This is a genomic window from Aliiroseovarius sp. S1339 (assembly GCF_023195695.1).
Taxonomy (GTDB): domain Bacteria; phylum Pseudomonadota; class Alphaproteobacteria; order Rhodobacterales; family Rhodobacteraceae; genus Aliiroseovarius.
In genome coordinates, this window is sequence record NZ_JALPQG010000005.1 from 96,408 (window position 1) to 120,162 (window position 23,755).

Below are 23,755 nucleotides of genomic sequence, written 5' to 3' on the forward strand. Positions count from 1 at the left end.
GATCCTCCGTTAAACTTAATGGGTAAGGATCGCATTCGGGCGGGTCAAGCAATTGGCGGTCTTGATCCTTTGAAAACATGGGCGTATGCCGCGTCTATGTATACAATCGCTGCACTTTATCACTTCACCCGTTTCGACAACCCGGCCGCCCTGCAAGCCCCGTTGCTTGAGGTTGCACAGCGCGAAGGGATCACCGGATCGCTTCTGCTAGCGCGGGAAGGCATCAATGGCACGATCGCCGGATCACGCGCGGGCATTGACGCGATCCTGGCGCACATCCGCGCCCTGCCCGGATGTGCGGACCTGTCGTGGAAAGAATCCACCGCGCAGGACCAGCCTTTCGGCAAGATGAAGGTGCGCCTGAAGAAAGAGATCGTGACGATGGGCGTTCCCGACGTGGACCCCCGCGCCTCGGTCGGGCGTTATGTTACTCCTGAGGACTGGAACGATCTGATCAGCCAAGACGATGTGGTGGTGATCGACACCCGCAATGATTACGAGGTTGCCATCGGCACGTTTGAAGGCGCGGTTGATCCGAAAACCAAGACGTTCCGCGAGTTCCCCGCGTGGTGGGACAAGAACAAGGACCGCTTCCACAACAAGCGCGTTGCGATGTTTTGCACCGGTGGCATTCGCTGTGAGAAGTCGACCAATTTCCTAATCAGTCAGGGGGTCGACGACGTCTATCACCTTAAGGGTGGAATTCTGCAATATCTTGAAGACGTGCCTGCCGACGACAGTAAGTGGGACGGTGCGTGCTTCGTTTTTGACAATCGCGTATCCGTCGAGCACGGCCTTGCCGAAGGCCCGCACGAACTTTGTCACGCCTGCCGACGGCCAATTCTACCTGATGACAAGACCCGCCCCAAATACGAGGATGGCGTGAGTTGTCACCAGTGCATTGATGAATTCGACGATGCCCGACGCGAACGATTCAGAGAGCGCCAGAAACAGATCGCATTGTCCAGATCACGGGGCGAACGCCACCTTGGACGCGAAACATAGCGCCATCCAGCCAACCGTTCAGCGTGGTGTCAGGCCTGCTTAAAGACGGCTGGCATCAAATGCAGCGCCGGTCAGCTGACGGATCAAGCCAAGCAACAGCGTTGCTGATGCGACCGAGCTTTCCGTGACCAACACAGTATCTTGATGGTGTATCGGGAATTTACCGGCACTGAACAATCCGTCCGCCGTGGTCAGGTCAATGACAAAAACACTCCGCGCATTGCTTGGGCCAGACGAATCCGCACGGACTGCTTTTGGTGAATATTCCCTGAGAATAAGAATTCCCTTCGGGTTGGCGCGCGTATCGGTCAGTCCGCCGATCAAGGACATCGCGTCTAGCGCAGAAACCTCCGCTGTTTCAAACGGCACAATGGCCTCGCGGCTCGCCGCACCCAGCGAGCGGAAATATCGGTCATCATTCTCAATCGCGACTTTATCGCCCGGTAACAACAACGCGTCATATTGCGGGTTGCCGAGCACGCTTTCCAGAGGGCGACAATAGGTATTGCTTCCCCGGATCAGTTTTAGCTGAGGGTTTGGGATCTGAGCAGAGGGGCCACCCGCTGCCGAAATTGCGTTAAGCAAAGTGAAATTCGGGTCATCAACCACAATTGGTCCGGGGCGAGTTACACCAGAGATCATGGAAATGGTGCCGCGTGTGCCCTGTTTGACATTTAGTTGCACCTGCGCGCTTGGGATCACCTCTTCGTACTTGCGTTGCACGCGCGAGCGTGCGGCAGAATGTGGCAAACCGGCAATATGCACGGTTCCCACGAACGGCAGGAAAATGGTACCGGCGGCCGATACCTGCATGTCCTGCATACGAACGGTGTTCTGCCCGGCTGACGTCAGCAGCGAGTTCTCTTCGCTGTCCCAAACAACAACGTCCACGCGGTCAAACGGACGGATTGGTTTTTCGGCGGCGGGTGTGCCTCTTTTCAGCCAGGAACAGGATGAGCTGGTGCTTGGCTTAGGCCAATGGGAAATAGACGACAGCGTTTCGCGCGATACCCGATAAACAGCAATATCCGACTTTTTCTGAGCTTCTTTCCCGATAACTTCGTTCTGGATAGCGCCGCCTCTGGGCAAGCCACAGCTTGCCAATACAAGAACTGAGATAGCGATGATAACAAAACGCATGTCGGTGTCCCTAAAAACGGCTACTACACAGATCGAGCAGTGAGCGCGACACTATTGATTCCGGCCAGACAGAACAAGCAATTACTACAATATCTCGTGCCCTGATGCACCTTGGACACCAGCGCTGCACATCACCATCTTAAGTCAAATTGGTCTAATTATTCCAATTGGTTAACGGCCGCCTACATTTCCACCTCTCACTAAGTTTTTGTATGTGAGCGAGCAAAGGGGGCGATGAATTTCGCTGAAGACCGGCACGCAGAACTTTGAGGTAACAGTAATACAGCGCAGCGCACGTGCCTAAAAAGCAAGGTCGTCGCTCAAGCTTGGGCCCAATCTGGCGTCGCACCTTTCATCGCAGCTTCGTGCGTTTCAATGGCTTCGTCGATTTCATCAAACAGCTTAGCGTGCCCGTTGATCATAACGATCCCCTTGTTGCAGAGTTTTTTCATCAAAGGCATCGAGTGAGACACGATGATGGCGGCACTTTCGTTGATCCGCTCTTGCAGGAGGCTGGTGCTGCGCTCACGAAACGCCGCATCGCCGACAGAGGTGACTTCGTCGACCAAGTAAGTGTCGAATTTGATGCCCATCGACAATCCAAAAGCCAATCGGGATCTCATACCCGAAGAATAGGTTTGAAATCGGGCATTGAAATGGGCACCGAGTCCGGCAAATTCTCGGACGTATTCGACAAGGTCATCGGTGTCGACGCCGTAAACGCGTCCGACAAATCGCACGTTTTGTGCGCCCGTCAGTTCGCCGTGAAAACTTCCGGCAAATCCAACCGGCCACGATATCGTTCCGTCCGAAATAATGTCACCGCTATCGGGATCTTCGGATCCTGCGATCATTCTTAACAGAGTGGATTTCCCAGCCCCGTTGCGCCCGAACAGCCCGACCGACCCGCGCGATGGAAAAGAGAGGTTGAGCCCACGCGCAACCGACTTGGGTTCCCCTTTCACATAGTAAGTTTTCCAAAGGTCGCGGACTTCGATCATCAACGGCGATCCTTAATCGCATAGTAGATAAGGGTGCCAATCGCCCACGCGAAGAACAAAAAACCGCCGATCAGCATGATTATGGTCATGCGTTTTGGGTATTCTGCGCGCTCCGCAAGTGTGGGCTTGATATATGCGGCAAGGTAACGGCTTTTGCGCTGCGCTTCTGTGAGTGCCGAGTCGTAAGACGCCAAGGCCGCCAAATAGGTCTGTTCCGCAAATTCTCGATCTACGGCCAAGCCCTCATACTCGCCAACCAGCGAGGAAAAGTCCCGCCCTTCGGTATCGCTGCTGGTATACTTTTGACGTTCTTCGTCAATTCGCTGGCGGATCACTTCGATGCGCAGAAGAGCCTGTTCCTGGCGCGGGTCGTTGTCGCCTGCACTTTCTTTTAGCAGGTCGTAAGCGATCAACGCATCTGACAGTTTCGCCTGCAATGCGGTCAGCAATCCGGTCTGCGCGCCGATTTCAGCAGCTGGGTCGACGATTTGATTGCGCGATCTAAACTCCGTGACGGCTTGGCGCGCAACGCGCAGACGCCCAACCGATCTATCAAGTTCTTCGCGTGCGTAACGTGTCGCGTCTGATCGCGCAACAGCGCTTAGCTCGTTGATCATCGCCGAGCTTCTGGTGAAAATGTATTCAGAAATTTTCTTGGCATCTTCCGGGCTGAACGCATGAACCCTGAGTTCAATCAAGCCGGTTCCGCTGTCATAGAAGATTTTCACCATTCTCTTCCAATAATCTGACAGGTCTTCAATTGTACCGTTTTGATCAAACGAAAATACGGGGTCAACGTCGTGCGATGCCGAGTAGATTTCGCGCAGGTTAAGCTCTGCGTCGGCGGAATGCACAAGTTCGCGGCTTTGAATGAATTCATAAAGAATGTCAGTATCTTCAGAGCCACCAGAGCCAAATGCGCCAAGGCCTCCGAAAACATCCAGAGCGGAACTGATATCTTCAGACCGGACTGAAAACGCCACATAGGACACATACTGATCCTTGGCACGCGCATACATATACCACGTCGTCACCAGAATCGGCGTGAGGACTGCCAGAAAAAAGCTGATAATAATTCGACGATGACGAGACTTTAGCCTGGCAGGTTTGGCCAGCGGCCTTTGTGCGAACGGCGTTGGTTTGGGTGGCGTCGCAATAGCCGGCGTCGCCGAAGAGTCCTGCGGTTTTTCAGGCTCTTTATCCTCCTTAGCAATGTTCTGCTTTGTATTATCGCGCTGAGAGGTAAAGGACAGCTCTGGCTTTGACGTGTTATCGTTCAAGATCATATCCACTATTCTGCGACATTGCCGATCCTTACACTGATACAATCGCTTAGAAAAGGGCCACATCGGCCGCTGATGCACTGATAATTCTGCTTGCGAAGCGCGATCCTTTCCGGTCAAGAGAAGGAATGAGTTTTTCGGCGAAAGGGCTGCATGCCCGCAATTACAAAACCGGGCGCACTATCCTAGCGCTCGTCTTGCGTGAGATGGCAACAACTCATGGTCGCACCCCCGGCGGTTATGCTTGGGCTGTGTTAGAGCCGATGGGTGGTCTGGCCATCATGACACTGGCCTTCTCGTTGGCGTTCGCATCGCCTGCGTTGGGTAACAATTTCCCACTATTCTATGCCACGGGTTTTTTGCCGTTCATGATGTACGCTGACCTTGCGAGTAAGATCAGTCAATCAATTCGCTTTTCGCGCGCTTTGCTTTTTTACCCGTCAGTGACCTATCTGGACGCGATCATTGGACGTTTCTTACTGAACGGGTTGACGCACCTTATGGTCTTTTACCTGTTGATTTTTGGTATTATGACCATTTTTGAAACTGGGAATATTCTGTACTATCCTGCGATCGTGAACGCGTTGTGCATGGCGCTTTCAATTGGCCTTGGCGTAGGTGTTTTCAACTGCTTTGTGTTGTCCAAATACCCACTTTGGGAAAGGTTGTGGGTGATCATCAACCGACCACTTTTCATCATTTCTTCGATCTTCTTCATCCCAGAAAGCCTGCCGCAACCATTCCGCGGATATCTTATGTACAACCCGCTGGTTCACGTGATCGGCGAGATGCGGACCGGGTTTTATGCGACCTACGACGCGACATGGGTGAACCCGCTCTTTGTCTACGGAACGGCAATGGTGCTGGTGCTGCTTGGCCTTATCTTTTTGGGCCGCTATCACCGCGAGATCCTGAACAATCAGTGACGATTGGAAGTCCGGGGCAATCAATCCGCTGGATATGCGACCCAGGTTTTACGGCTCGGCTATTGCGTTATGCGCCCGCGAAACCCATCCAGCAATTGTCGAATGCCGTCCTGAAGCTTGACCTCGGGGCGCCAGTTCAACAAATTCTCAGCCTTTGAGATATCCAGATAATTGCGCTTTACGTCGATTGACCGCGCGGGCAGATATTCGCAGTTGATCGGGTGACCCAGAACAGCCTCGATCTCTTTAATCAGGGCATTCAAAGACGTACCCTTACCTGAGCCAATGTTGATCTCAAGGCCGGAAACATCGGACATTCCCGCGGCAATGAGCGCACGCGCGACGTCACTAACGTTTATGAAATCTCGCTGGACTTCGCCGTCCCCCCAAATCGAAATGGGTTCATCTGCAGCCGCCCTTGCGCAGAAAGTCGTAAGCGCGCCCTGCGCTTTACTGATGTTCTGATGCAGACCATATGGATTTGCGATGCGCAGCGAGACCGTGGAAAGAGGACCTTCCTTTCCCATACGACCATCGTAAAGCCTGAGATATTTTTCACACGCTAGTTTGGACACACCATATGCATTGATCGGATGCGTTGGCTGATCTTCTTTGATGGGCACACTATCTGTCGGTCCGTAAACGGTGCCGCCGGAAGACGAGAACACCACCCGCTTAACCCCTGCCCCAAGTGCTGCATCCAGAACACCCAAGGTGCCGCCAACGTTATCAAGGCAATCTCGATGGGGGTTCAGGTCCGCCTCGCGCGGCATTGCTGTGGCCGCAAGATGATAGACACATTCCACGCCCATCATCACTTCGTTCAATAGTTCAGTCTGCAAGAAGCTTCCCGACCAAGTCGAAAGACGGTCATGCGCAATCCCACTTGGCCCAAGATCAAGGGACCGCACCTGTGCGCCATCTTTGAGCAGCTGTTCGACCAGATTTTTTCCAATGAACCCACTGCCGCCAATAACCAATACTGTAGATGTCGCCATGAGCCTCACCGGGAATAGTTGTCAAAGCGGCCTCGTTGCTCAAGACCGCGCAACGCCATAACGCGTGCGCCGCAGACCAATGTCAACGACGTGTTTTGCGATGTCGCGTTATCCATCGGATCGGGCGGGGAACCTTTGAATACAAGTCTGCCAATGACTCGTGGGAGTCATGAAGCTCTATCGCGCGGGCTGCAAGTGCGTCGCGCTCTTCGCCCAGCTGTTTGTGCTTTTGCAAAAGGTCAGCAAAACCAGTCCGGTAAGATTCAAGGTCGCGTTTGGCGACGAATGTGGGCGTGTCTCCGACTTCGGCCCGTATGGCCGCTGCCAAACTCAGCATTTGCTGAGAGCTGTTAACATGTCCCCTTGCGCGGTCGAAAAGTTCTGTTGGCAGGTCGCTCGCGTGCGAGATTATTGATAGTTCGTCCCACCAGCCGTCAACCAATGAATTCCCGGTTGGCCCAGCTTCCATGCTGTTTGCCATTCCCCGATCAAATGGGTTTTCCGTTGATTGAGTTTCCAGCCCCACAAATTCGGATAGGCGTTTCATATTTCCCGCAGTGTCTTTGTTCCAGTCCTGATATTGGCTTAGGAACAGAGGCACGTCTTGCGTATATGCAAGACTTGCGACCGTATAAGTCAACCACATGGAAAAGCACATCTCGCGGCTCGTTTGGTCACGTTTTTGCAGGCTTCTTGCGACAGATTCCGGATGGCGCAGGCAGACAATCGCACGCGGCTTGATCGAAAGCTGCGTGGCTGCATTCACCCACAGTGGAAGAAACAGCGACATGCGGGGGTCTTTGATTGCAAGAAGTTCGCCGTCTTCGAGGCCCGAAAGACGTTCCTCCAGAATTGCGCCGACTTTCGATTGCGCCTGGTCAGCAGCCTTTGAAGAAAACCAATCTTCAGGAACAGGGATAATGTGTTCGGGCGTCCCCCAACTCCGACCCAGTTCGTTCAGAAGCGCGTCATGAAAAGCCACCACTTCGGATGCTTCCCAATAACCCTTTTTGTTGTGATCATCGCCGGCAATCATCGCGCCGCCAGCCTTCCCTCCAATGGACGCCAAGGCCTGCATGGTCATCGATGTTCCAGACCTGTGCATACCTAAAACCAGAGCGAGTTTTTTGGCCAATTCACGCACTCCCTTTTTCTGTTCGCAGCTGGTTCAGAAGCTCGACAAACCTGTCACCTTCTGCGTCCCAAGAAGAGGCCAACGCGATTTCACGCGCTCGGGCAGCTTTCTTTGCGCGCAGGTCCGCATCATTAACCAGCTTCAGGATTTCCTGAGCCATCAACTCGGGATCAATCGGAGCATATGTCGCTGCATCCTCAGGCAACAGCCACCGGGCGGAGGGCGAGTCATTCATGATCACCGGGCACCCGCACGCCGCAATCTCAAGCGGCAGGAGCGATAGGTTGGTTCCGGAAAGAACCAGCGCCAGATCGCTCTGCGAATATAGATCAGGAAGGGCCTCAAGTTTCTGCTCGCCACAATTTACGTGCTTGAAAGGGATTTCGACACCACTGACATCGCCGCCGACGAACGTGACAGAAACGTTCGGATTGGCCGCGCAAACGCGCGACAGGGCCGTCAGTCCAATTTCAAAGAACCGCCGTGGGGTTACATGGCGTGAATAGAACAGAATGTTGAAAGTCTTCCGCTCGCGAGGCTCGTATGGAAAGTAGAAATCATTATCGACGCCGAAGGAAACTGCACCGCACTTCATGCCATATTCAGACGAAAGCTTGTCAGAAAGCCACGACCCAGCCGTGATGGCTTTCAGACCCAGTTTATAGGTGTTTTCGCTCATCACATACTCAGATGAAACCGGGAAAAAATACGGCTCGAAGTCCTGAACGAAATAGAACTTCTCTTTGCTTGCTCTGTGTTTTGACACCCAATAGGCGGTCTGCCAGCCCGTGGCAAATGTGACCGCAGAGGGTTGAAAGCCTTCCACGCCCAGCGCGATTTCCGCGTTCACCGGAAAATACCATTCTTTGACTGCAGCGCGCGCTTGGTCGGGCGACTTCCAATTATAGGGGGGCAGTATGACGAGCCGTTGGTCAAAACCACGTTCGGCCAGCATATTGATGAATCTAAAAATATTCAGATGCCCGCCGGACCCAAATCCGAAGTTCGGAATGACCCATTGTATCGTATTCTCAGCAACATTTTCCGCGCCATCGGACTGACCATGCGCTTCGCCTAAAATGCTATCGTAGCTACTGATGAAGTCGATTTTCCCAGACTTCCCGGTTTGCACGTTCGATTCACCATGCACCAACCTGCGATGCACGGCGACAACGGCGCTTTTCAGGCCGTGTTGCTTGGCAATGCGGGCAAATTTTTCGGCGGCATTACGAATGTTCACCAACTCAAAGGTTCCTTATCCAGTCATCGCGCGACAGATGTCGCGTGATAAAGTCGGGCAAACTGTCGCGAGAACCCAAATAATGCCCCAAGGGGCGTGCGAATGCCTCGAACAACCGCGAGACTGTTTTTTTTGGATGGGATTTCCACCATCCGTTTCGAACCGCTAGGCCCAGATCGCGCTTGGCTAAGTATGCAGCGCTCTTAAGGACATGTATCGGGGACTTACCAAGTCTATAGCCAAAAAGCTTTCGAAACGCGCGTGATTCATCAAAGCTTCTTTGCAATGTCTCAAATGGACCGAAGCTATGCGAATGGCGCACGACAGAGCCTTCAGCGAACGCCTTGCGATATCCAGCCTCGACTATTTCTTTTGCCCAGATCTGATCTTCTGCAAATTGAACGTTTGGATAGGGATGCTGCTTCCAGACACGACGGGGCATAGCTGACGCATTATCAGAATAGAAATGGTAGATTTGTTGCAGACCCTCATTGGCGTCGTATTCTTCCCGGTCGGCAATCTCGACAACCGGGAAGTCTGATAAGCCCAGAAAGTGCTGCTCTAGCTCCCAGGTCACAAACGGGTCAGCGTCGGAATGTGCGACATGGCGTGAGAAAACACCTGCGACCTTCGGGTCCGCTCGCATTGGCGCGATCAAGGTCGACAGCCAATCTTTATCATTCGGGATCGCATCGTGGGTGATGAATACAAGATAGTCAGCTTTGCTTAGGCTTGCGGCGTAATTTCTTGTTTTTCCGTGACCAAAGTCTTTCGGATCAATCCGAACAACACGAAAACCGCTCGCCTCAGCCAAGGCGTCAGAGCCATCGGTGGAACCGCTATCAACGCAAACCACTTCGAACGGGAAATCATAATCCTGCTGCGCAAGCATTTCGCAAACGTCTTTGAAATGCGGCAGCCCGTTTTTCACAGGAATATTGATAGATACGCTGTTCTCACCCGAAACAAATTGTCTGAGATTGGACTTGGTCAAGTCGATGTCCAGTTTGCTTTTTGCTATGCCCAAGATGATCGGTTACTTTTTCAGTTTTCGGTTGATGCGCTTTTTGAGGCCTTTGAAGCGCCCAACCAAGCCTTCATCTTCACCTTGGCCAACCCACTGTTGATCGTCTTCGACATTTTCAACCACCGCCTCAAGAACTGAAACGTCAAGCCGATAGCGGCTTGGACATTTGTTCGACTTAAAGGCCAAATCCATCACTTTACCGCTTGTTTCAACATCAAAGAAGTTCAGGCCGGGCTTGAGGTCGATAGCCTTTCGGCGAACCTCTCGTTGCGGCCCCTGCAATGCATAGAACATGATTATCTTATCGTGGCCTAGTTGGAATTTCTCGCCAGGCTGAAAGTCAAGCTCCATGCGGAAAAATCGTGGGAATGCTTCCCCGCCTTCCCTTTCCAATTTCGGGCAAAGCCGTCCGGGTTTGCTTTGGCTGATCCAACCGTCTGCTTCGGGTGCGTGATTGCCCGACGGCACTGTCGGAATTCTGCTTGTCGTCGCGGGTTGCTCAGCACGTTGGGTCGCAAAATAGGCTTCGGGCAGATCGACATAGCCACCACCATCGCCGGTGATCATCGCGACGGCTTGATCCCGCTTTGCGTCGGGAACGTCCAATGCCAGAAACGAGGTAAGCTCATCGACAAAATCCGCCCCGGCTTCTCTGTTTTGGACGGACCTTTCGTAATTGACCAACAAGACCGGAGAACTGGTGGTTTCCAAGAAACTGACCACCGCTGTTTGGTAGACTTGGATGCGCTTCATGATGCCAACAAGTTTGCCAGCTTCACGCTGAATCCAGCTGTCGGCAATGGCAAGCGGATTGCGATAGGCGATAACATAAACAGGGTTTCTCAGGGTATTGTCCCAGAATTCCAGGTTCTTGATCGCCTTCGGCATCTTGAACCCCCAGACATCCGCCGCTTCGTTACGTTCTGCGACATAGTCCTTAAGGACCTGTAGGTCTTCAGAAAGGAATCTGGGGTCTTCGTGGTTGTGACCTAAGGAGCGACCCAAATCCACACCCAGTGCACGGATGACGCCGGCGACCATCGACGTGCCGCCTCTTTCGACCCCTAGAATAACAATCGTACGCTGGGCACCTTTGACGGTGACGCCTGTTGCTCTCAGCGTAGAATTCTTGACCTTGGTCGCGAGCACCGGCTTGCTGCTTGATTGATTGTCGCTTGCGTTTTTCATGGGGCTCTCTGACTTCAACGTATTTGCCAGTCTCCTATCGTAATGACCCAAAGGAGACAATAACAACGATGTCCCCGCAAGAACCTGCTTGTGATGCGCCTCACCTTGCACACCGGTTGGTTGACGCACTGGGCTGGCGTGAGCTTGGGGCGGTGCCAAACCAGTTTGGACTGGTGCGCAGCGGCGACTTTTGGCAGAAGGTCACAGTGGCCGGTTTTCGATTAGTCGCGATTTTGTTGGCTTTGCTGAATAGCTGGCAAACCGGATTAACCCAATCGCGCGAAAAGGCATTGAGAAGGCAGAGAAGGATTTTGAGATGAAATTGATTGTCACGGGAGGCGCCGGTTTTATTGGATCTGCCGTTATCCGCCACGCTGTTGCGCAGGGACATGAAGTCGTCAATCTTGACGCGCTTACGTATGCCGCTTGTTTGGATAACGTTGCCAGCGTTGACGCAAGCCCTCTTTATCACTTCGAACATGTCGATATCCGCAATCGCGAAGATGTAGACCGAGTTTTCGACACCCACCAACCGGATGCTGTCATGCATTTAGCCGCAGAAAGTCATGTCGACCGATCCATTGATGGTCCCGGTGACTTTATCGAAACCAATATTAGCGGCACGTTCAATATGCTCGAAGCGGCGCGCAAATACTGGGTCAGCAAAGGCAGCCCTGACAGCTTCCGTTTCCATCACATTTCCACGGATGAGGTTTTCGGGTCATTGCCGTCTGACCCATCTGTGCAATTCACAGAAACGACGCCTTACGACCCCCGAAGCCCATATTCTGCATCGAAAGCAGCATCTGATCATCTGGTGCGGGCGTGGCGCGAAACCTACAAGCTGCCCGTTGTTCTTACCAATTGCTCCAACAATTACGGGCCGTTCCATTTCCCCGAAAAACTTGTTCCCGTCATTATCATCAAAGCACTGGCGGGCGAGCCACTGCCCATCTATGGCGACGGCACGAATATCCGCGACTGGCTGTATGTAGAAGATCATGCAGACGCGCTTCTTCTCGTCCTGCAGAAAGGTGCGGTCGGTGAATCCTACAACATTGGCGGTGAGAACGAGCGCACCAATCTGGAATTGGTGAAGACCCTTTGTGACATTCTCGACGATTTGCGACCGCGCGCAGGCGGCAGTTATGCTGATCTCATCACTTACGTGACGGATCGCCCGGGCCATGATGCGCGATATGCGATTGATCCTTCCAGAATTCGCAATGAACTCGGATGGCGGCCGTCAGTCACGGTTGAGGAAGGGCTTCGCAAGACTGTCGAATGGTACTTGGAAAACGAGGCTTGGTGGCGCGCGCTTCAAAATCGCGACGGTGTCGGCAGCCGTCTTGGAACAGGGTAGTTTGAGCCGAGCGGAGGAACGTCGATGCGAGTGCTCGTATTTGGTAAAACAGGACAAGTCGCGACAGAACTTTCGCGACAAGCAGATGTTGTCGCACTTGGGCGGGACGACGCGGATCTTTCGGACCCCAAGGGCTGTGCGTCTATCATTCAGGATGCGCAGGCCGACGTCGTTATCAACGCGGCAGCCTACACTGCTGTCGACAAGGCCGAAGATGAAGAAGCCCTTGCAAACGTCGTCAACGGCGACGCGCCAAGTACCATGGCACAAGCTGCGGCTGCCAAAAACATCCCCTTTCTACATGTTTCGACCGACTACGTTTTCAACGGCGAAGGGCAGCATTTCTGGGCCACAGATGACCCGGTTTCGCCGTGTAATGCATATGGTCGCTCAAAACTTCTGGGCGAAGAAGGCGTGCGCGCCGCCGCGGGTCATCACGCCATTTTGCGCACCAGCTGGGTGTTTTCCTCGCATGGCAACAATTTCGTGAAAACAATGCTGCGCCTGTCTGAGACACGGGATGCCCTAAGCATCGTGTCAGATCAGATCGGCGGACCTACGCCAGCCGCAGACATTGCGAGTGCCCTGCTGACAATGGCGGACGCTATGGTTTCGGGCCAGGAAGGCGGCACATTTCATTTTGCTGGCGCACCCGCCACCAGTTGGAGCAAGTTCGCATCTGAAATCTTCGCGCTCGCTGGGCGCAACGTTGATGTAACAGAAATCCTGACAAAGGATTATCCGACACCCGCCGCCCGACCGTTGAACTCTCGTATGGATTGTCTGGCTTTAGAGAAGGATTTCGGTATTAAGTGTCCCGATTGGAAGTTGGGATTGATAAAAGTTCTGAAAGATTTGGGCATAGAAACCCATGTCTGAGATAGGATCAAGGGATCGAATTATGACGGACCGAAAAGGCATTATCCTCGCTGGAGGATCAGGAACGCGGCTTTATCCGATCACGATGGGTGTCTCAAAACAGCTTCTGCCGATCTATGACAAGCCAATGATTTTTTACCCGCTAAGCGTCCTGATGCTTTCGGGTATCCGCGATGTTGCCATCATCACAACCCCCCATGACAAAAGCCAATTCGAACGCCTGCTTGGTGACGGAAGCCAGTTGGGTATGCGGTTCGAATACATCGCGCAGCCATCACCCGATGGTCTGGCACAAGCCTTTATCCTGGCCGAAGATTTCTTGGACGGCGCACCATCGGCGTTGGTTCTGGGCGACAATATATTCTTCGGGCACGGGCTGCAGGAAATGTTGCAGAATGCAAGTCAGCAGACCGACGGCGGAACTGTGTTCGGCTACCAAGTCGCAGATCCCGAGCGCTATGGCGTTGTTGGCTTTGATAAGAACGGCAAAGTGGATTCAATAATTGAAAAGCCAGATGTGCCAGCCTCGAATTTTGCGGTCACAGGGCTTTATTTTCTTGATGGATCTGCACCAGAACGGGCCAAAAGCGTGAAACCCTCAGACCGAGGGGAGCTTGAGATCACAACGCTACTTGAGACGTATTTGGACGAAGACAAGCTTTTGGTTCAGCTTATGGGTCGCGGATACGCTTGGCTTGACACCGGGACGCATGGCAGCTTGTTGGATGCAGGGAACTTCGTGCGGACGCTGGAAAAACGGCAGGGACAACAAGTTGGCTGCCTTGAGGAAATCGCCCATTTCAACGGGTGGATTACCAATGAAGACCTGATCAAACGCGCCGAGCTGTTTGCAAAAAACGACTACGGTCGATACTTGCTAAAACTGGCCGAGCAGTCTTAGCAAACGCGAGCTTCACAAGTAGATGTCCGTTAACCCACATATCACGATCATGCTGGCGACCTATAATGGTTCGCTGAACTTGGAAGAACAGCTTGATAGCTTCGCCGATCAATCCCACAAGAACTGGTCCATCCTTGTCAGTGACGATGGATCAACTGATAGCACGCGCGAGATATTGGAACGATTCTCCAACAAGGGACATCGGCTGAAAGTGCTGGAAGGGCCGCGCGACGGGGCTGCTGCCAACTTCATGTCACTGGTCGAACGCCTGCCCGCACACATACAGGATGGCGATTGGGCAGCTTTTAGCGACCAGGACGATGTTTGGCTTCCTCAAAAACTTGAACGTGCTGTGGCTAAATTGGGCAACATTGATGATAATCAGCCCGCATTGTTTTGTGCGCGCACGTGGATCACCGACGAACAACTGGGGGGGCGACGTGTCTCTGCGCCACGGCCACGACCACTTAGCTTTCGAAACGCGCTGGTCCAGAACGTCGCTGCGGGCAACACAATCGTTTTGAACAAGGCCGCAACCAAGCTGTTGGCAGAGGCAGCACAGGAAGCGCAGAAGGTTATCATCCACGATTGGTGGGCGTATCAAATCGTCTCTGGCGCGGGCGGGTTGCTTTTTCACGACGACGAACCGGCGCTGCTTTATCGGCAGCATGAGGTTAATCAGATTGGCGCAAATGACAGTAAACGCGCCAAGCTGAAGCGTATGGCGATGCTGCTCAGCGGCACCTATACCAAATGGAACAAGATCAACATCGCGGCAATGCGGCGATCATCGCATCGGTTCACCAAAGAAAACCGAGCCGTTCTTGAAGAATTTGCAAGCCTGCACGACCTGCCGCTTCGCCAGCGTATGCAGTGCATGTCGAAGTTGAAATTGTACCGACAAACCCGTGCGAGCACGGCCGCGTTGTGGTTTGCGTCGCTCGCGCGACGAATTTGACAGCCCGGCCTGCGTTGGCGAGCGAGACAATCCCGTCCCGCCATGGCACCCAGCCCTTGCCGCCTTAACGATAAACTGTAAGCGTTTTCCATGGCTGCGCCTTGTTTCGTATAGAAGACCTTAACCCCCGCTTGGCACCCTATATCTGCAATTCTGTTGCAGGGTGAAGATCGGGGTTTAAGGTGAACAAGTTTGGGTTCATCGGGGTCATTTCTGGCCCCGGTGTGGGGTATGCGTCAAACATAACAGATATGGCCATTGCCACAAACGGCAGCGGTACAAATCTCTATACCACGACTGGCATGGGCGGTGGCGCAATGGTGTTTTCCATTGCGGCCAATGGTGCAACCTCACTGATTGATCAGACCGCGTATTCCTATTCGGAAATGTCCTCTCCCATCGCGCAGATCGAGTTCTTGGATTATGCGGGCCAAGAGAAATTTGTTGCCTACGGAACCTATGACTGGACGCTTGATGGGTTTGCTCTCAACCCTTCGGGTTCACTCGGCAACTCAGCATCCATTTCGTGGAACTCGGGCGGAATAGGTAACTTATCTGCATTTACTTCGACGACGCTCGGTGCGGACACCCACGTATATGCAGCGAATGCGACAAGCGAGGGTTTTAATCACTACACAGTTGATGCTTCCAACACGTTCAACTTGGTCAACAGCTACAGCTCGTTCGGCGGTAGCAATACCGCGGACATCGTCGACTTTGTGACCGTCGACGTTGCGGGAGACACGTTTTTAGTTTCAGCCGGCCAAAACAGCAACTCCATCAAAAGCTATCGATTGGACGCCAACGGCACACCGCACGAAGTGACAGCGTTGAGCGCGGATGAGTTCCTGCCGGTCTCGGCCCCTACGTCCCTTGTGACGGGTCAGGTGTCCGGCACGAAATACGTCGTTCTCAGCAGCGCTCTTACTTCATCACTGACCGTTCTGGAGGTTTTTGACGATGGAACTCTGAAACCTGTTGATCATGTGATCGACAACGACTGGACGCGCTTCGACGCCGTAACTGAAATGACGTCAGTGCAAGTCGGTGACCAGTTGTTCATCATCGCTGGCGGGGCCGATGATGGGTTGTCGTTGTTTACACTCGCCCCGGGTGGCACCCTTGTTTTGTTAGACACGGTCGCCGACACCAACGCATCTTCTTTGCAGAACGTCGCGTCGCTGTCAGCGGCTTATGTCGGTGGGCAAATCCGCATATATGCAACCAGCGAAACGGAAGCGGGTATTACGGTTTTCAATGTCGACCCCGGCCCAATCGGCCAAACCATTATGGGCGAAAGCACTGGCGAAACTTTGTCAGGTAGCGCGTCGAATGACATGATTTCCGGCGGTATGGGAAACGACGCCATTTTCGGTCAGAACGGCGATGACATATTGCTTGATGGTATCGGCGTCGACACGATGACCGGCGGCAATGGCGCGGACATTTTCGTGTTAACCGCCGACGATATGCCGGACACAATTACGGACTTCCAGCCCGGAACAGACAAGATAGATTTGTCTGGGTATTTCATGCTTTACGATGCGAATTCCCTTGCGATCCAATCGATGTCATGGGGCGCAAAGATCACCTATCGCAACGAAGTTCTGAATGTATATCGCGATGGGGGTGGTTCGCTAAATGCGTCCCATTTCACGACCGAAGACACGTTATCTTTGGACCGACCGCCAAGCGGCTTTCACCACATCCCCGAAACCCTGAACGGCACCGGCGCGGCCGACATTCTTCAGGGCGACGAAGGAACAGAAACACTAAACGGGTTTGGTGGTGACGATCTTATGCTGATGTCTGAGGGGGCGGACATCTTTAACGGAGGCGACGGAACGGACACGGTGTCTTACCAAGCGGCCACCGAATCTGCATGGATTGATATGCTGACTAACAACACCAGCGGTGCAGCGGCAGGAGACATGTATTTTTCGGTCGAGAACCTGATCGGCACTGGCTTCGACGACACACTGGGCGGAAACAATGCTGCAAACACCATAGATGGTGGTGATGGCAATGACTTGCTTATGGGCGGCGGCGGTGATGACAGCCTTCGCGGCGGCAGAGGGGATGACATCCTTCACGGAGGCGTGGGCGCCGACCTGTTGGACGGTGGGGAAGGCTTTGATACCGCAGCCTACACCGAAGCGAGTAGCGGTGTGCAGGTTTCGTTGATGTCCGGGCTGACTGCCGGCGCAGCCGCAGGTGACGTTCTTATCAGCATTGAGGGGCTGACGGGTTCGGGCCACAATGACCGCCTGACCGGGGACGCAGGTTCAAATGTGATCAACGGCGGCAGTGGCTCGGACACCATCGAAGGCAACGGCGGTGCTGACATCCTGTTGGGTGGGAATGGCGATGATTTCTTGTCCGGTGACGCTGGAGATGATGAACTTTTTGGCGGCAATGGCAATGACATTCTGGAAGGCGGCGATGGTGGTGACCTTCTTGACGGAGGCAACGGCCAGGACAGCGCTGATTATCGTCGGGCTGGACAAAGTATTACGGTCAACCTTGCCACTGGTTCAGCAACTGGCGCGGCCATGGGTGACACTTTCCACTCGATCGAAAATTTAATCGGAACCAACTTTGGCGACAATATCACCGGGGATAATGGGGGAAATCGAATTACCGGTGACGGCGGTGACGACAACATTTCGGGCCTTGATGGCGACGATATTCTGTTGGGGAACGCGGGCCAGGATACTCTTAACGGCGGGTCGGGAAACGATCTAATTCAGGGTGGATCTGGTGATGATGTGATTGATGGCGGCGCTGGCAATGACACACTCTTTGGTGAGGATGGAAATGACGTTTTCCACTACAGTCTAGGTCAGGACAAGTTCATAGGGGGAGGCGGAACAGACACAATAGACTTTTCGACAGCCGCTTGGCGCGTTTCTGTAAATCTTGCCAACGGCAAAGGCGGCTTTGCGGCACACGGCCAATCTTATCAATCAATTGAAGTGGTTATAGGAGGCCCGGGCAATGATCACATCATAGGGTCCCTGGGCGCAGACACCATCACCGGCGGGCGAGGGAACGATATCCTGAAAGGTTTTTGGGGCAACGACACGTTGTATGGTGACGGCGGGCACGACCTGCTACTCGGCGGCTCGGGTGATGATGTTATGTTCGGCGGCGACCATTCCGACCGGCTTCTGGGGCAATCGGGCAACGACACACTCGACGGTGGGCCCGGTGCAGATGTGTTGCATGGCGGCCCGGGTCGAGACACGATCAGCTATGCAAGTTTTTCGCAGGCGGTCGGTGTAGATATCGCAACAAACCGGACGTGGGGTGCCGCAGCAACCGACAGAATTGCTTCGTTTGAAAACATCATCGGAAGTTCCAGTAGTGATCAACTGTATGGCAACGGTTTAGCGAACGCGATCTTTGGCGGGTCGGGAAACGATCTTCTGCACGGACGCGGTGGGAATGACGCACTGTTTGGTCAGGACGGAAACGACCGGATGCTTGCTGGGCACGGCAGTGACAGGTTCTATGGAGGCGCAGGCCGGGACAGTGTCATCATGACCTGGGAAACCTCTCCGGCAAGAGTTTGGTTATACGCAGGCCTCGGTGGCGGCAGTATGGCTGGCGACAAATTTTACGATATCGAAATCCTCCATGGGACGAAATATGGCGACATTTTCTATGGGGATGCCAATGACAACTGGCTATATGGTTCGCGCGGAAACGATGTCCTTCGCGGCGGGCAAGGCAATGACGTTCTGGTCGGAAACGCTGACAACGATTGGCTGTTTGGCAACCAAGGGGCCGACCGTCTGAACGGCGGGGCCGGAAACGATCGCATCAATGGCGGTGCTGGAAGCGACATTTTGATCGGTGGATCTGGCGCAGATGTCTTCGTTTTCACCGAAGGTGATGACCGCATAACTGACTTCGATATTCGCGAGGACAAACTGCGCATCACTACGCAACTTGCTGGCGGAAATCACGATCCCTATCAGAATCTAATGTCTTATGGTGAAATCACATCGGAAGGTGCGCTTCTCGATTTTGGCAATGGTGACACGTTGCTCATTGAGAACATTTTGACATTCGACGACTTGCACGGCGCGCTGATCTGGTTTTGATCAGTCATGGCAACCCGCGCGCTGGTGCGTGCTGTTCGGTCTGCTCTCTTTAACCTTTTCACCGGATCAATCGTCGGAAGCAAACTCGCAACGGAGATCCCGATATGCCCGACACGTCGCCCGTATTATCACTGCCCCTTATCCAAGCCGCGCAGGCGCAAAAGCATGTCACGCATAATGAAGCTGTGCGTATCTTAGATGTCCTTGTACAACTGAACGTGACCTCAGCCGATGAGCTAAGCCCGCCGCCTGCGGCAACCGACGGTGATCGCCACATCGTGCCCGCGGGTGCAACGGGCGACTGGGCCGGCAAAGATCACAACGTAACGTGGCTACAGGATGGCGTCTGGCAATTCATCACACCGCTGGCTGGCTGGCGCGCAGACGTCACAAGCACCGCACAAGAAATCAGGTTTGACGGCGTCACTTGGGTCGACACGGCGCGTTCGACAAACAACCTTGATCTTGTCGGGGTGAACACAACCGCAGACGCCACCAACAAGCTGGCGGTCGCGGCGGATGCCACGCTTTTGTCCCATAACGGCACTTCGCACCAGCTGAAGATCAACAAGGCAAGCGCGGGCGACACTGCGTCGCTGTTGTTTCAATCGAACTGGTCCGGTCGTGCCGAATTCGGACTGACAGGGGATGATGATTTTCGCGTAAAAACCAGTGCGGATGGGAGCAGCTGGAACGATGCCATCGTCGCAACTGGCGCGGGCGATGTCGGCATTGGTAAAAGCCCGGCGGCAAAGCTGGATGTGGACGGGGTCATGCGGTTGACACCAGTGACGATTGGCAACCTGCCCGCCGCAAGCACGGTCGGCGCGGGCGGCATCGCCTTTGTCTCAGATATCGCAGGCGGGGCGCAGCTCGCTTACAGCGATGGAACATCGTGGCTGAAAGTCCGCGACGGAAGCGCCGTCTGATCAACTATCCCCGACACCCCAATAAAAGCGCCCGCAGGTTTTTTCCTTGCGGGCGTTTTCTTATGACGTGCGCGGACCACCGTGAAGGTCAAACGGCGTGGAAAACTCGGCCATTGACCCAGCCTCGCCGTCCTTACCGCTTAGCGTGGCTTGATCGGCGGGGATGCCCCAATCAATGCCAAGGTCCGGGTCATCAAAGCGCACGGACATCTCTGTCTCGGGCGCGTAATGGTCCGAGCATTTATAAAAAACATCCACATTGTCGGTCAGCGTTATAAACCCGTGCAGAAATCCTGCAGGGACCAACAGGGCAGAGCCGTTGTCATCCGACAGCTCAACCGCGACCCATTCGCCATAGGTTGGGGATGTGTGACGCGCATCAACCGCAACATCCAAAATTGCGCCGCGCAGACACCGCACCAGCTTGGTTTGCGCATGCGGAGGGGCTTGGCAATGCAACCCGCGCACTGTGCCCTTGGTGGCCGAGCGTGACAGGTTGTCTTGGACAAAAGTGGACGGTAGGCCTGCCTGCTCCATCGCGCGGGTTGAAAAGGTTTCGCTAAAGAACCCGCGGTTGTCGCCGTGGCGGGCAGGCGTCACGATCACAACACCTTCAAGTTTGGTCTTTTCCACCTTCATGGATGCGGCTCCATCAATATTGTGACCCCGGCCGGTGAATACTATCGAGCGGGCGTGTTAGGAAATTCAGGCCTTAACCCCGGATGCGCTTTGCGCGCCGACCGGGCAAGGGAAATAACTTTGCTGCGGTCAGGTACAGGATGTAAAGGTCCAGACGCAGTGATTTATTCAAGTGATAGATGTGGTCAAGCGCGGCCTTGCGGGGCACACAGCGCCTAAGGTAAACGCCCTCGGCTTCTTGCAATGACTCACACGCAGCCAGCATTTTTTCTTCGTGACTGTGAAAAATGATCGACGCCAGTCCGGTAATGCCGGGGCGATCCAGCAACACCTGTTTATAGATGTTGGGACGCGCCTGAACATATCGCGGCTCGGGCGGGCGCGGGCCAACGAAGCTCATTTCACCCTTCAGCACGTTCCAGACTTGCGGCAGCTCGTCCAGACGGTGGGCGCGCAGGAACTTGCCCATGGGTGTTATGCGGTTTTGTTTGTGGCCGCCCGTGATGCCGACATTTTCATGGTCCGGCACAGTACGCATCGTGCGGATTTTCAAAAGGTCGAAGGTTTTGTCGAACGTGGCATTCCGTTGCGAGCGATAGATGAACGGTCGCCCGTCACGCAACGTGACGACGACATAAAGCACGGCAAGCGTCGGGATCACTGGAATGCAAAGCACCAACGCAAGAACTATGTCGAAAAGACGCTTCATCCCCACTTCTTCCCGCTCACCTACTTCGGCTTTAGTATACGTGACTTCAACCATCCCAGCCATCCGGTCCAAAGCCGCGCCGCCCAACGGCGCAATATGCGACAAAGCCGGCCTTTTTTGCATCCTTTGGCGAATAAATGTTGCGCAAATCAGCCATTCTTGGCGTTTCCATCCGTTTGGCCAGGCGCTTCAGATTCAAGGCTCGAAACTCGTTCCATTCCGTCAAGATCACAACAGCATTCGCATTCTGAGCAGCCTTATACGCATCTTCGAACCAATGTGCACCCGGCAATAGTGCCTCACCTTCGTTTAGCCCCTGAGGGTCCACCACACGCACTTTCGCACCGCCTCCGATCAGCGCTGGAACAATCGTCAGGCTGGGCGCGTCACGCATATCATCCGTGTTGGGTTTGAAGGTCACACCCAGAACGGCGATTGTCTTGCCAGAAACCGCGCCGCCACACAGATCGGTGATCTTGTCGACCATCCGCCGTTTGGTTTCGTCGTTGACGTTAATCACCGTTTCGGTGATTTGCATAGGCATTCCGGCTTCCTGACCGATACGCGCCAACGCCTTTGTGTCTTTCGGAAAACAACTGCCGCCATAGCCTGGCCCGGCATGCAGGAACTTGTTGCCAATACGGCCATCCAGACCGATGCCCTTTGACACTTGCTTCACGTCTGCCCCGACCCGTTCGCAGAGGGCCGCGATTTCGTTCACGAAGGTGATCTTGGTCGCCAGAAAGGCGTTGGCCGCATATTTGATCATCTCGGCGCTTTCCAGATCGGTTATGACAATCGGGAAATCCCTAAGGAAGAGCGGCCGATAGATCTTGGCCATGATCTCGGTCGCACGTTCGTTCTGCACCCCGACAATGACCCGATCGGGGCGCATGAAGTCATCAATGGCCGCGCCTTCGCGCAAGAACTCCGGGTTCGAGGCCACGTCGAATTCAAGGTCGGGATGCGCTTTCTGGATCAGTTGTTTGACCTTCCGGTTGGTGCCAACTGGAACCGTCGATTTCGTGATCACGACAGCATAATCTTCAAGCGAATCAGCGATCTCTTCGGCGGCCGCGAACACATAAGTTAAGTCCGCATGGCCATCACCGCGCCGCGTGGGCGTGCCGACGGCAATAAAAATCGCTTTTGCGCCCTGAACGGCCTCTTTTAGGTTTAGAGTGAAGGAAAGTCGGCCTGCTGTAACGTTTTTCGCCATCAGATCTTCGAGACCAGGCTCGTAGATTGGCACCCGACCAGCTTCCAGCATTTCAATTTTGGCGGGATCTTTATCCACACAGATAACTTCATGACCAAAATCTGAAAAACACACGCCAGAAACCAGGCCCACATACCCGGTGCCTATCATTGCAATTTTCATCGGCTCGAAACCTCTGTTTTTCGATAATCTACGACGGGATGATGCATCGCGCAAACCCTGTCAACGGACGGCGAAGCTTCGCCCATCCAGACATCGCCCTATTCCCGTCATGCCCGTGCCATGGCAGGTTTGCACGTTGCGGGGCGTAACAAGATGAATAGGCCTGAAAAATGCTCGGAAAAACACTAAAAACCCTTGGCGCCGCGGTGCTTCTTTCGCTTGCTTCACTGTCCGTGGCTGCGGCGGCATCATGTACTGTTCCGAAAATATCTGGCGCCGAAAAAGCCATTCCTATCAAGGGATTAAACCAAACTCTGCTTGATAAGTCCGTCGCAGCCCGTGTGAACGCGGAACGCTGCCGACGCGGGCTTCCTGCCCTAGCCCCGGCATCTGGTTTAAGAAAACAGGCCGCGCGACATTCCAAGTGGATGGCGCGCAGTCAGAAGTTGAGCCACAAGGCCAGTGGCGCGTTCAGCCGCACCTTAAAAGATCGCCTGCGCGCATCAGGTGTTCGGTTCCGCACCGGTGCGGAAAACATTGGCTGGGTCCACCTTTACGGCATCGACGGCAACAAATTCATGATTCGCTCGTCTCAACAGTGCCATTTTACAACCAATGGTGGGCGCAGGATCGGGCGGCATAGTTATAACAGTCTTGCCAGCTTGATTGTTCGAAAATGGATGGAATCACCCGGACATAGAAAGAACATCCTTGCCCGAAAACTGCGTTACGGCGGTGTTGGGGCCGGTGTTCAGCCCGGATCGAAGTACTGTGGTTCGGTTTTCCTTACCCATATCTTCGCTGGATAATGGGGACTATTGCATCGTTGCCACAGGGCGGCGAAGTTCTGCGCGTGGGGGGTATCGAATGCAAGAACAGACTTCCAATAGCATTCGTGGTATGCAAAACAAACATGGACGGCTCGCTAAATCGGCGCTGCCCGC

At 54.0% G+C, this 23,755-nt stretch carries 21 protein-coding genes; 10 read left to right on the forward strand and 11 right to left on the reverse strand.

Translation table 11 applies throughout. The annotated features are described in order from the left end of the window. Positions 1-96: 96 nt before the first annotated feature. On the forward strand, positions 97-1,005 hold the full coding sequence (locus tag MUY35_RS09015; protein WP_248366194.1) for a rhodanese-related sulfurtransferase: 909 nt from the start codon (positions 97-99) through the stop codon (positions 1,003-1,005). 39 nt (positions 1,006-1,044) lie between these two features. Here MUY35_RS09015 and MUY35_RS09020 read toward each other — a convergent pair whose 3' ends face one another. The 3 genes from MUY35_RS09020 to MUY35_RS09030 form a co-directional block, all read right to left on the reverse strand. Next, positions 1,045-2,145, reverse strand: a complete 1,101-nt coding sequence (locus MUY35_RS09020) for a polysaccharide biosynthesis/export family protein (protein ID WP_248366197.1) — start codon at positions 2,143-2,145, stop codon at positions 1,045-1,047. Between the two features lie 320 nt (positions 2,146-2,465). After that, positions 2,466-3,146: an ABC transporter ATP-binding protein gene (locus MUY35_RS09025; RefSeq protein WP_248366200.1), complete on the reverse strand. Its 681-nt coding sequence runs from the start codon at positions 3,144-3,146 to the stop codon at positions 2,466-2,468. Beyond that, a complete protein-coding gene (locus MUY35_RS09030) occupies positions 3,146-4,180 on the reverse strand; it encodes a sugar transporter (protein ID WP_248366203.1) in 1,035 nt (344 codons plus the stop codon). Before MUY35_RS09030 ends, MUY35_RS09025 begins: the two co-directional genes overlap by 1 nt. Positions 4,181-4,557: 377 nt before the next feature. On the opposite strand from MUY35_RS09030, the gene MUY35_RS09035 reads away from it, so the two are divergent. Then, positions 4,558-5,355, forward strand: a complete 798-nt coding sequence (locus tag MUY35_RS09035; RefSeq protein WP_248366206.1) for an ABC transporter permease — start codon at positions 4,558-4,560, stop codon at positions 5,353-5,355. A gap of 59 nt (positions 5,356-5,414) precedes the next feature. Here the strand turns inward: MUY35_RS09035 and MUY35_RS09040 are convergent, their stop codons facing one another. From MUY35_RS09040 to MUY35_RS09060, 5 genes are all read right to left on the reverse strand, one after another. Further along, positions 5,415-6,353: an NAD-dependent epimerase/dehydratase family protein gene (locus tag MUY35_RS09040; RefSeq protein ID WP_248366209.1), complete on the reverse strand. Its 939-nt coding sequence runs from the start codon at positions 6,351-6,353 to the stop codon at positions 5,415-5,417. An 82-nt stretch (positions 6,354-6,435) separates the two neighbouring features. Then, on the reverse strand, positions 6,436-7,437 hold the full coding sequence (locus MUY35_RS09045) for a hypothetical protein (RefSeq protein ID WP_248366212.1): 1,002 nt from the start codon (positions 7,435-7,437) through the stop codon (positions 6,436-6,438). Positions 7,438-7,489: 52 nt separating this feature from the next. Further along, the gene (locus tag MUY35_RS17170; RefSeq protein ID WP_248366215.1) at positions 7,490-8,728 is read right to left on the reverse strand and encodes a glycosyltransferase family 4 protein; all 1,239 of its coding nucleotides are present in this window, start codon (positions 8,726-8,728) and stop codon (positions 7,490-7,492) included. 4 nt (positions 8,729-8,732) lie between these two features. Beyond that, a complete protein-coding gene (locus tag MUY35_RS09055) occupies positions 8,733-9,722 on the reverse strand; it encodes a glycosyltransferase family 2 protein (protein WP_248366218.1) in 990 nt (329 codons plus the stop codon). Positions 9,723-9,764: 42 nt separating this feature from the next. After that, entirely contained in the window at positions 9,765-10,943 is a 1,179-nt protein-coding gene (locus MUY35_RS09060) for a hypothetical protein (RefSeq protein ID WP_248366220.1), read from the reverse strand. A gap of 68 nt (positions 10,944-11,011) precedes the next feature. On the opposite strand from MUY35_RS09060, the gene MUY35_RS09065 reads away from it, so the two are divergent. The 7 genes from MUY35_RS09065 to MUY35_RS09095 all read left to right on the forward strand — a co-directional run bounded on the left by MUY35_RS09065 (position 11,012) and on the right by MUY35_RS09095 (position 20,082). Next, positions 11,012-11,263, forward strand: coding sequence for a hypothetical protein (locus MUY35_RS09065; protein WP_248366235.1), 252 nt, complete (start codon positions 11,012-11,014; stop codon positions 11,261-11,263). Further along, positions 11,260-12,306, forward strand: a complete 1,047-nt coding sequence (gene rfbB / locus MUY35_RS09070; RefSeq protein ID WP_248366238.1) for a dTDP-glucose 4,6-dehydratase — start codon at positions 11,260-11,262, stop codon at positions 12,304-12,306. The genes MUY35_RS09065 and rfbB overlap by 4 nt, the downstream gene beginning before the upstream one ends. A 24-nt stretch (positions 12,307-12,330) precedes the next feature. Further along, positions 12,331-13,185 (forward strand): dTDP-4-dehydrorhamnose reductase, encoded by an 855-nt coding sequence (gene rfbD / locus MUY35_RS09075; protein WP_248366241.1) that lies wholly within the window; start codon positions 12,331-12,333, stop codon positions 13,183-13,185. A 22-nt stretch (positions 13,186-13,207) separates the two neighbouring features. Then, on the forward strand, positions 13,208-14,086 hold the full coding sequence (rfbA, locus tag MUY35_RS09080) for a glucose-1-phosphate thymidylyltransferase RfbA (RefSeq protein WP_248366262.1): 879 nt from the start codon (positions 13,208-13,210) through the stop codon (positions 14,084-14,086). A 22-nt stretch (positions 14,087-14,108) separates the two neighbouring features. Then, positions 14,109-15,044 (forward strand): glycosyltransferase family 2 protein, encoded by a 936-nt coding sequence (locus MUY35_RS09085; protein ID WP_248366265.1) that lies wholly within the window; start codon positions 14,109-14,111, stop codon positions 15,042-15,044. Positions 15,045-15,226: 182 nt separating this feature from the next. Continuing rightward, positions 15,227-19,153: a hypothetical protein gene (locus MUY35_RS09090; RefSeq protein WP_248366277.1), complete on the forward strand. Its 3,927-nt coding sequence runs from the start codon at positions 15,227-15,229 to the stop codon at positions 19,151-19,153. Positions 19,154-19,257: 104 nt separating this feature from the next. Beyond that, positions 19,258-20,082, forward strand: a complete 825-nt coding sequence (locus MUY35_RS09095; RefSeq protein ID WP_248366280.1) for a DUF2793 domain-containing protein — start codon at positions 19,258-19,260, stop codon at positions 20,080-20,082. Between the two features lie 60 nt (positions 20,083-20,142). On the opposite strand, the gene rfbC is transcribed toward MUY35_RS09095, so the two are convergent. From rfbC to MUY35_RS09110, 3 genes are all read right to left on the reverse strand, one after another. Continuing rightward, positions 20,143-20,721 (reverse strand): dTDP-4-dehydrorhamnose 3,5-epimerase, encoded by a 579-nt coding sequence (gene rfbC / locus MUY35_RS09100; RefSeq protein ID WP_248366283.1) that lies wholly within the window; start codon positions 20,719-20,721, stop codon positions 20,143-20,145. Between the two features lie 73 nt (positions 20,722-20,794). Next, a complete protein-coding gene (locus MUY35_RS09105) occupies positions 20,795-21,430 on the reverse strand; it encodes a sugar transferase (protein WP_248366286.1) in 636 nt (211 codons plus the stop codon). Between the two features lie 46 nt (positions 21,431-21,476). Next, positions 21,477-22,811, reverse strand: coding sequence for a UDP-glucose/GDP-mannose dehydrogenase family protein (locus MUY35_RS09110; RefSeq protein ID WP_248366303.1), 1,335 nt, complete (start codon positions 22,809-22,811; stop codon positions 21,477-21,479). A 170-nt stretch (positions 22,812-22,981) separates the two neighbouring features. On the opposite strand from MUY35_RS09110, the gene MUY35_RS09115 reads away from it, so the two are divergent. Further along, entirely contained in the window at positions 22,982-23,620 is a 639-nt protein-coding gene (locus MUY35_RS09115; RefSeq protein ID WP_248366306.1) for a CAP domain-containing protein, read from the forward strand. The last annotated feature ends 135 nt before the right edge of the window (positions 23,621-23,755 follow it).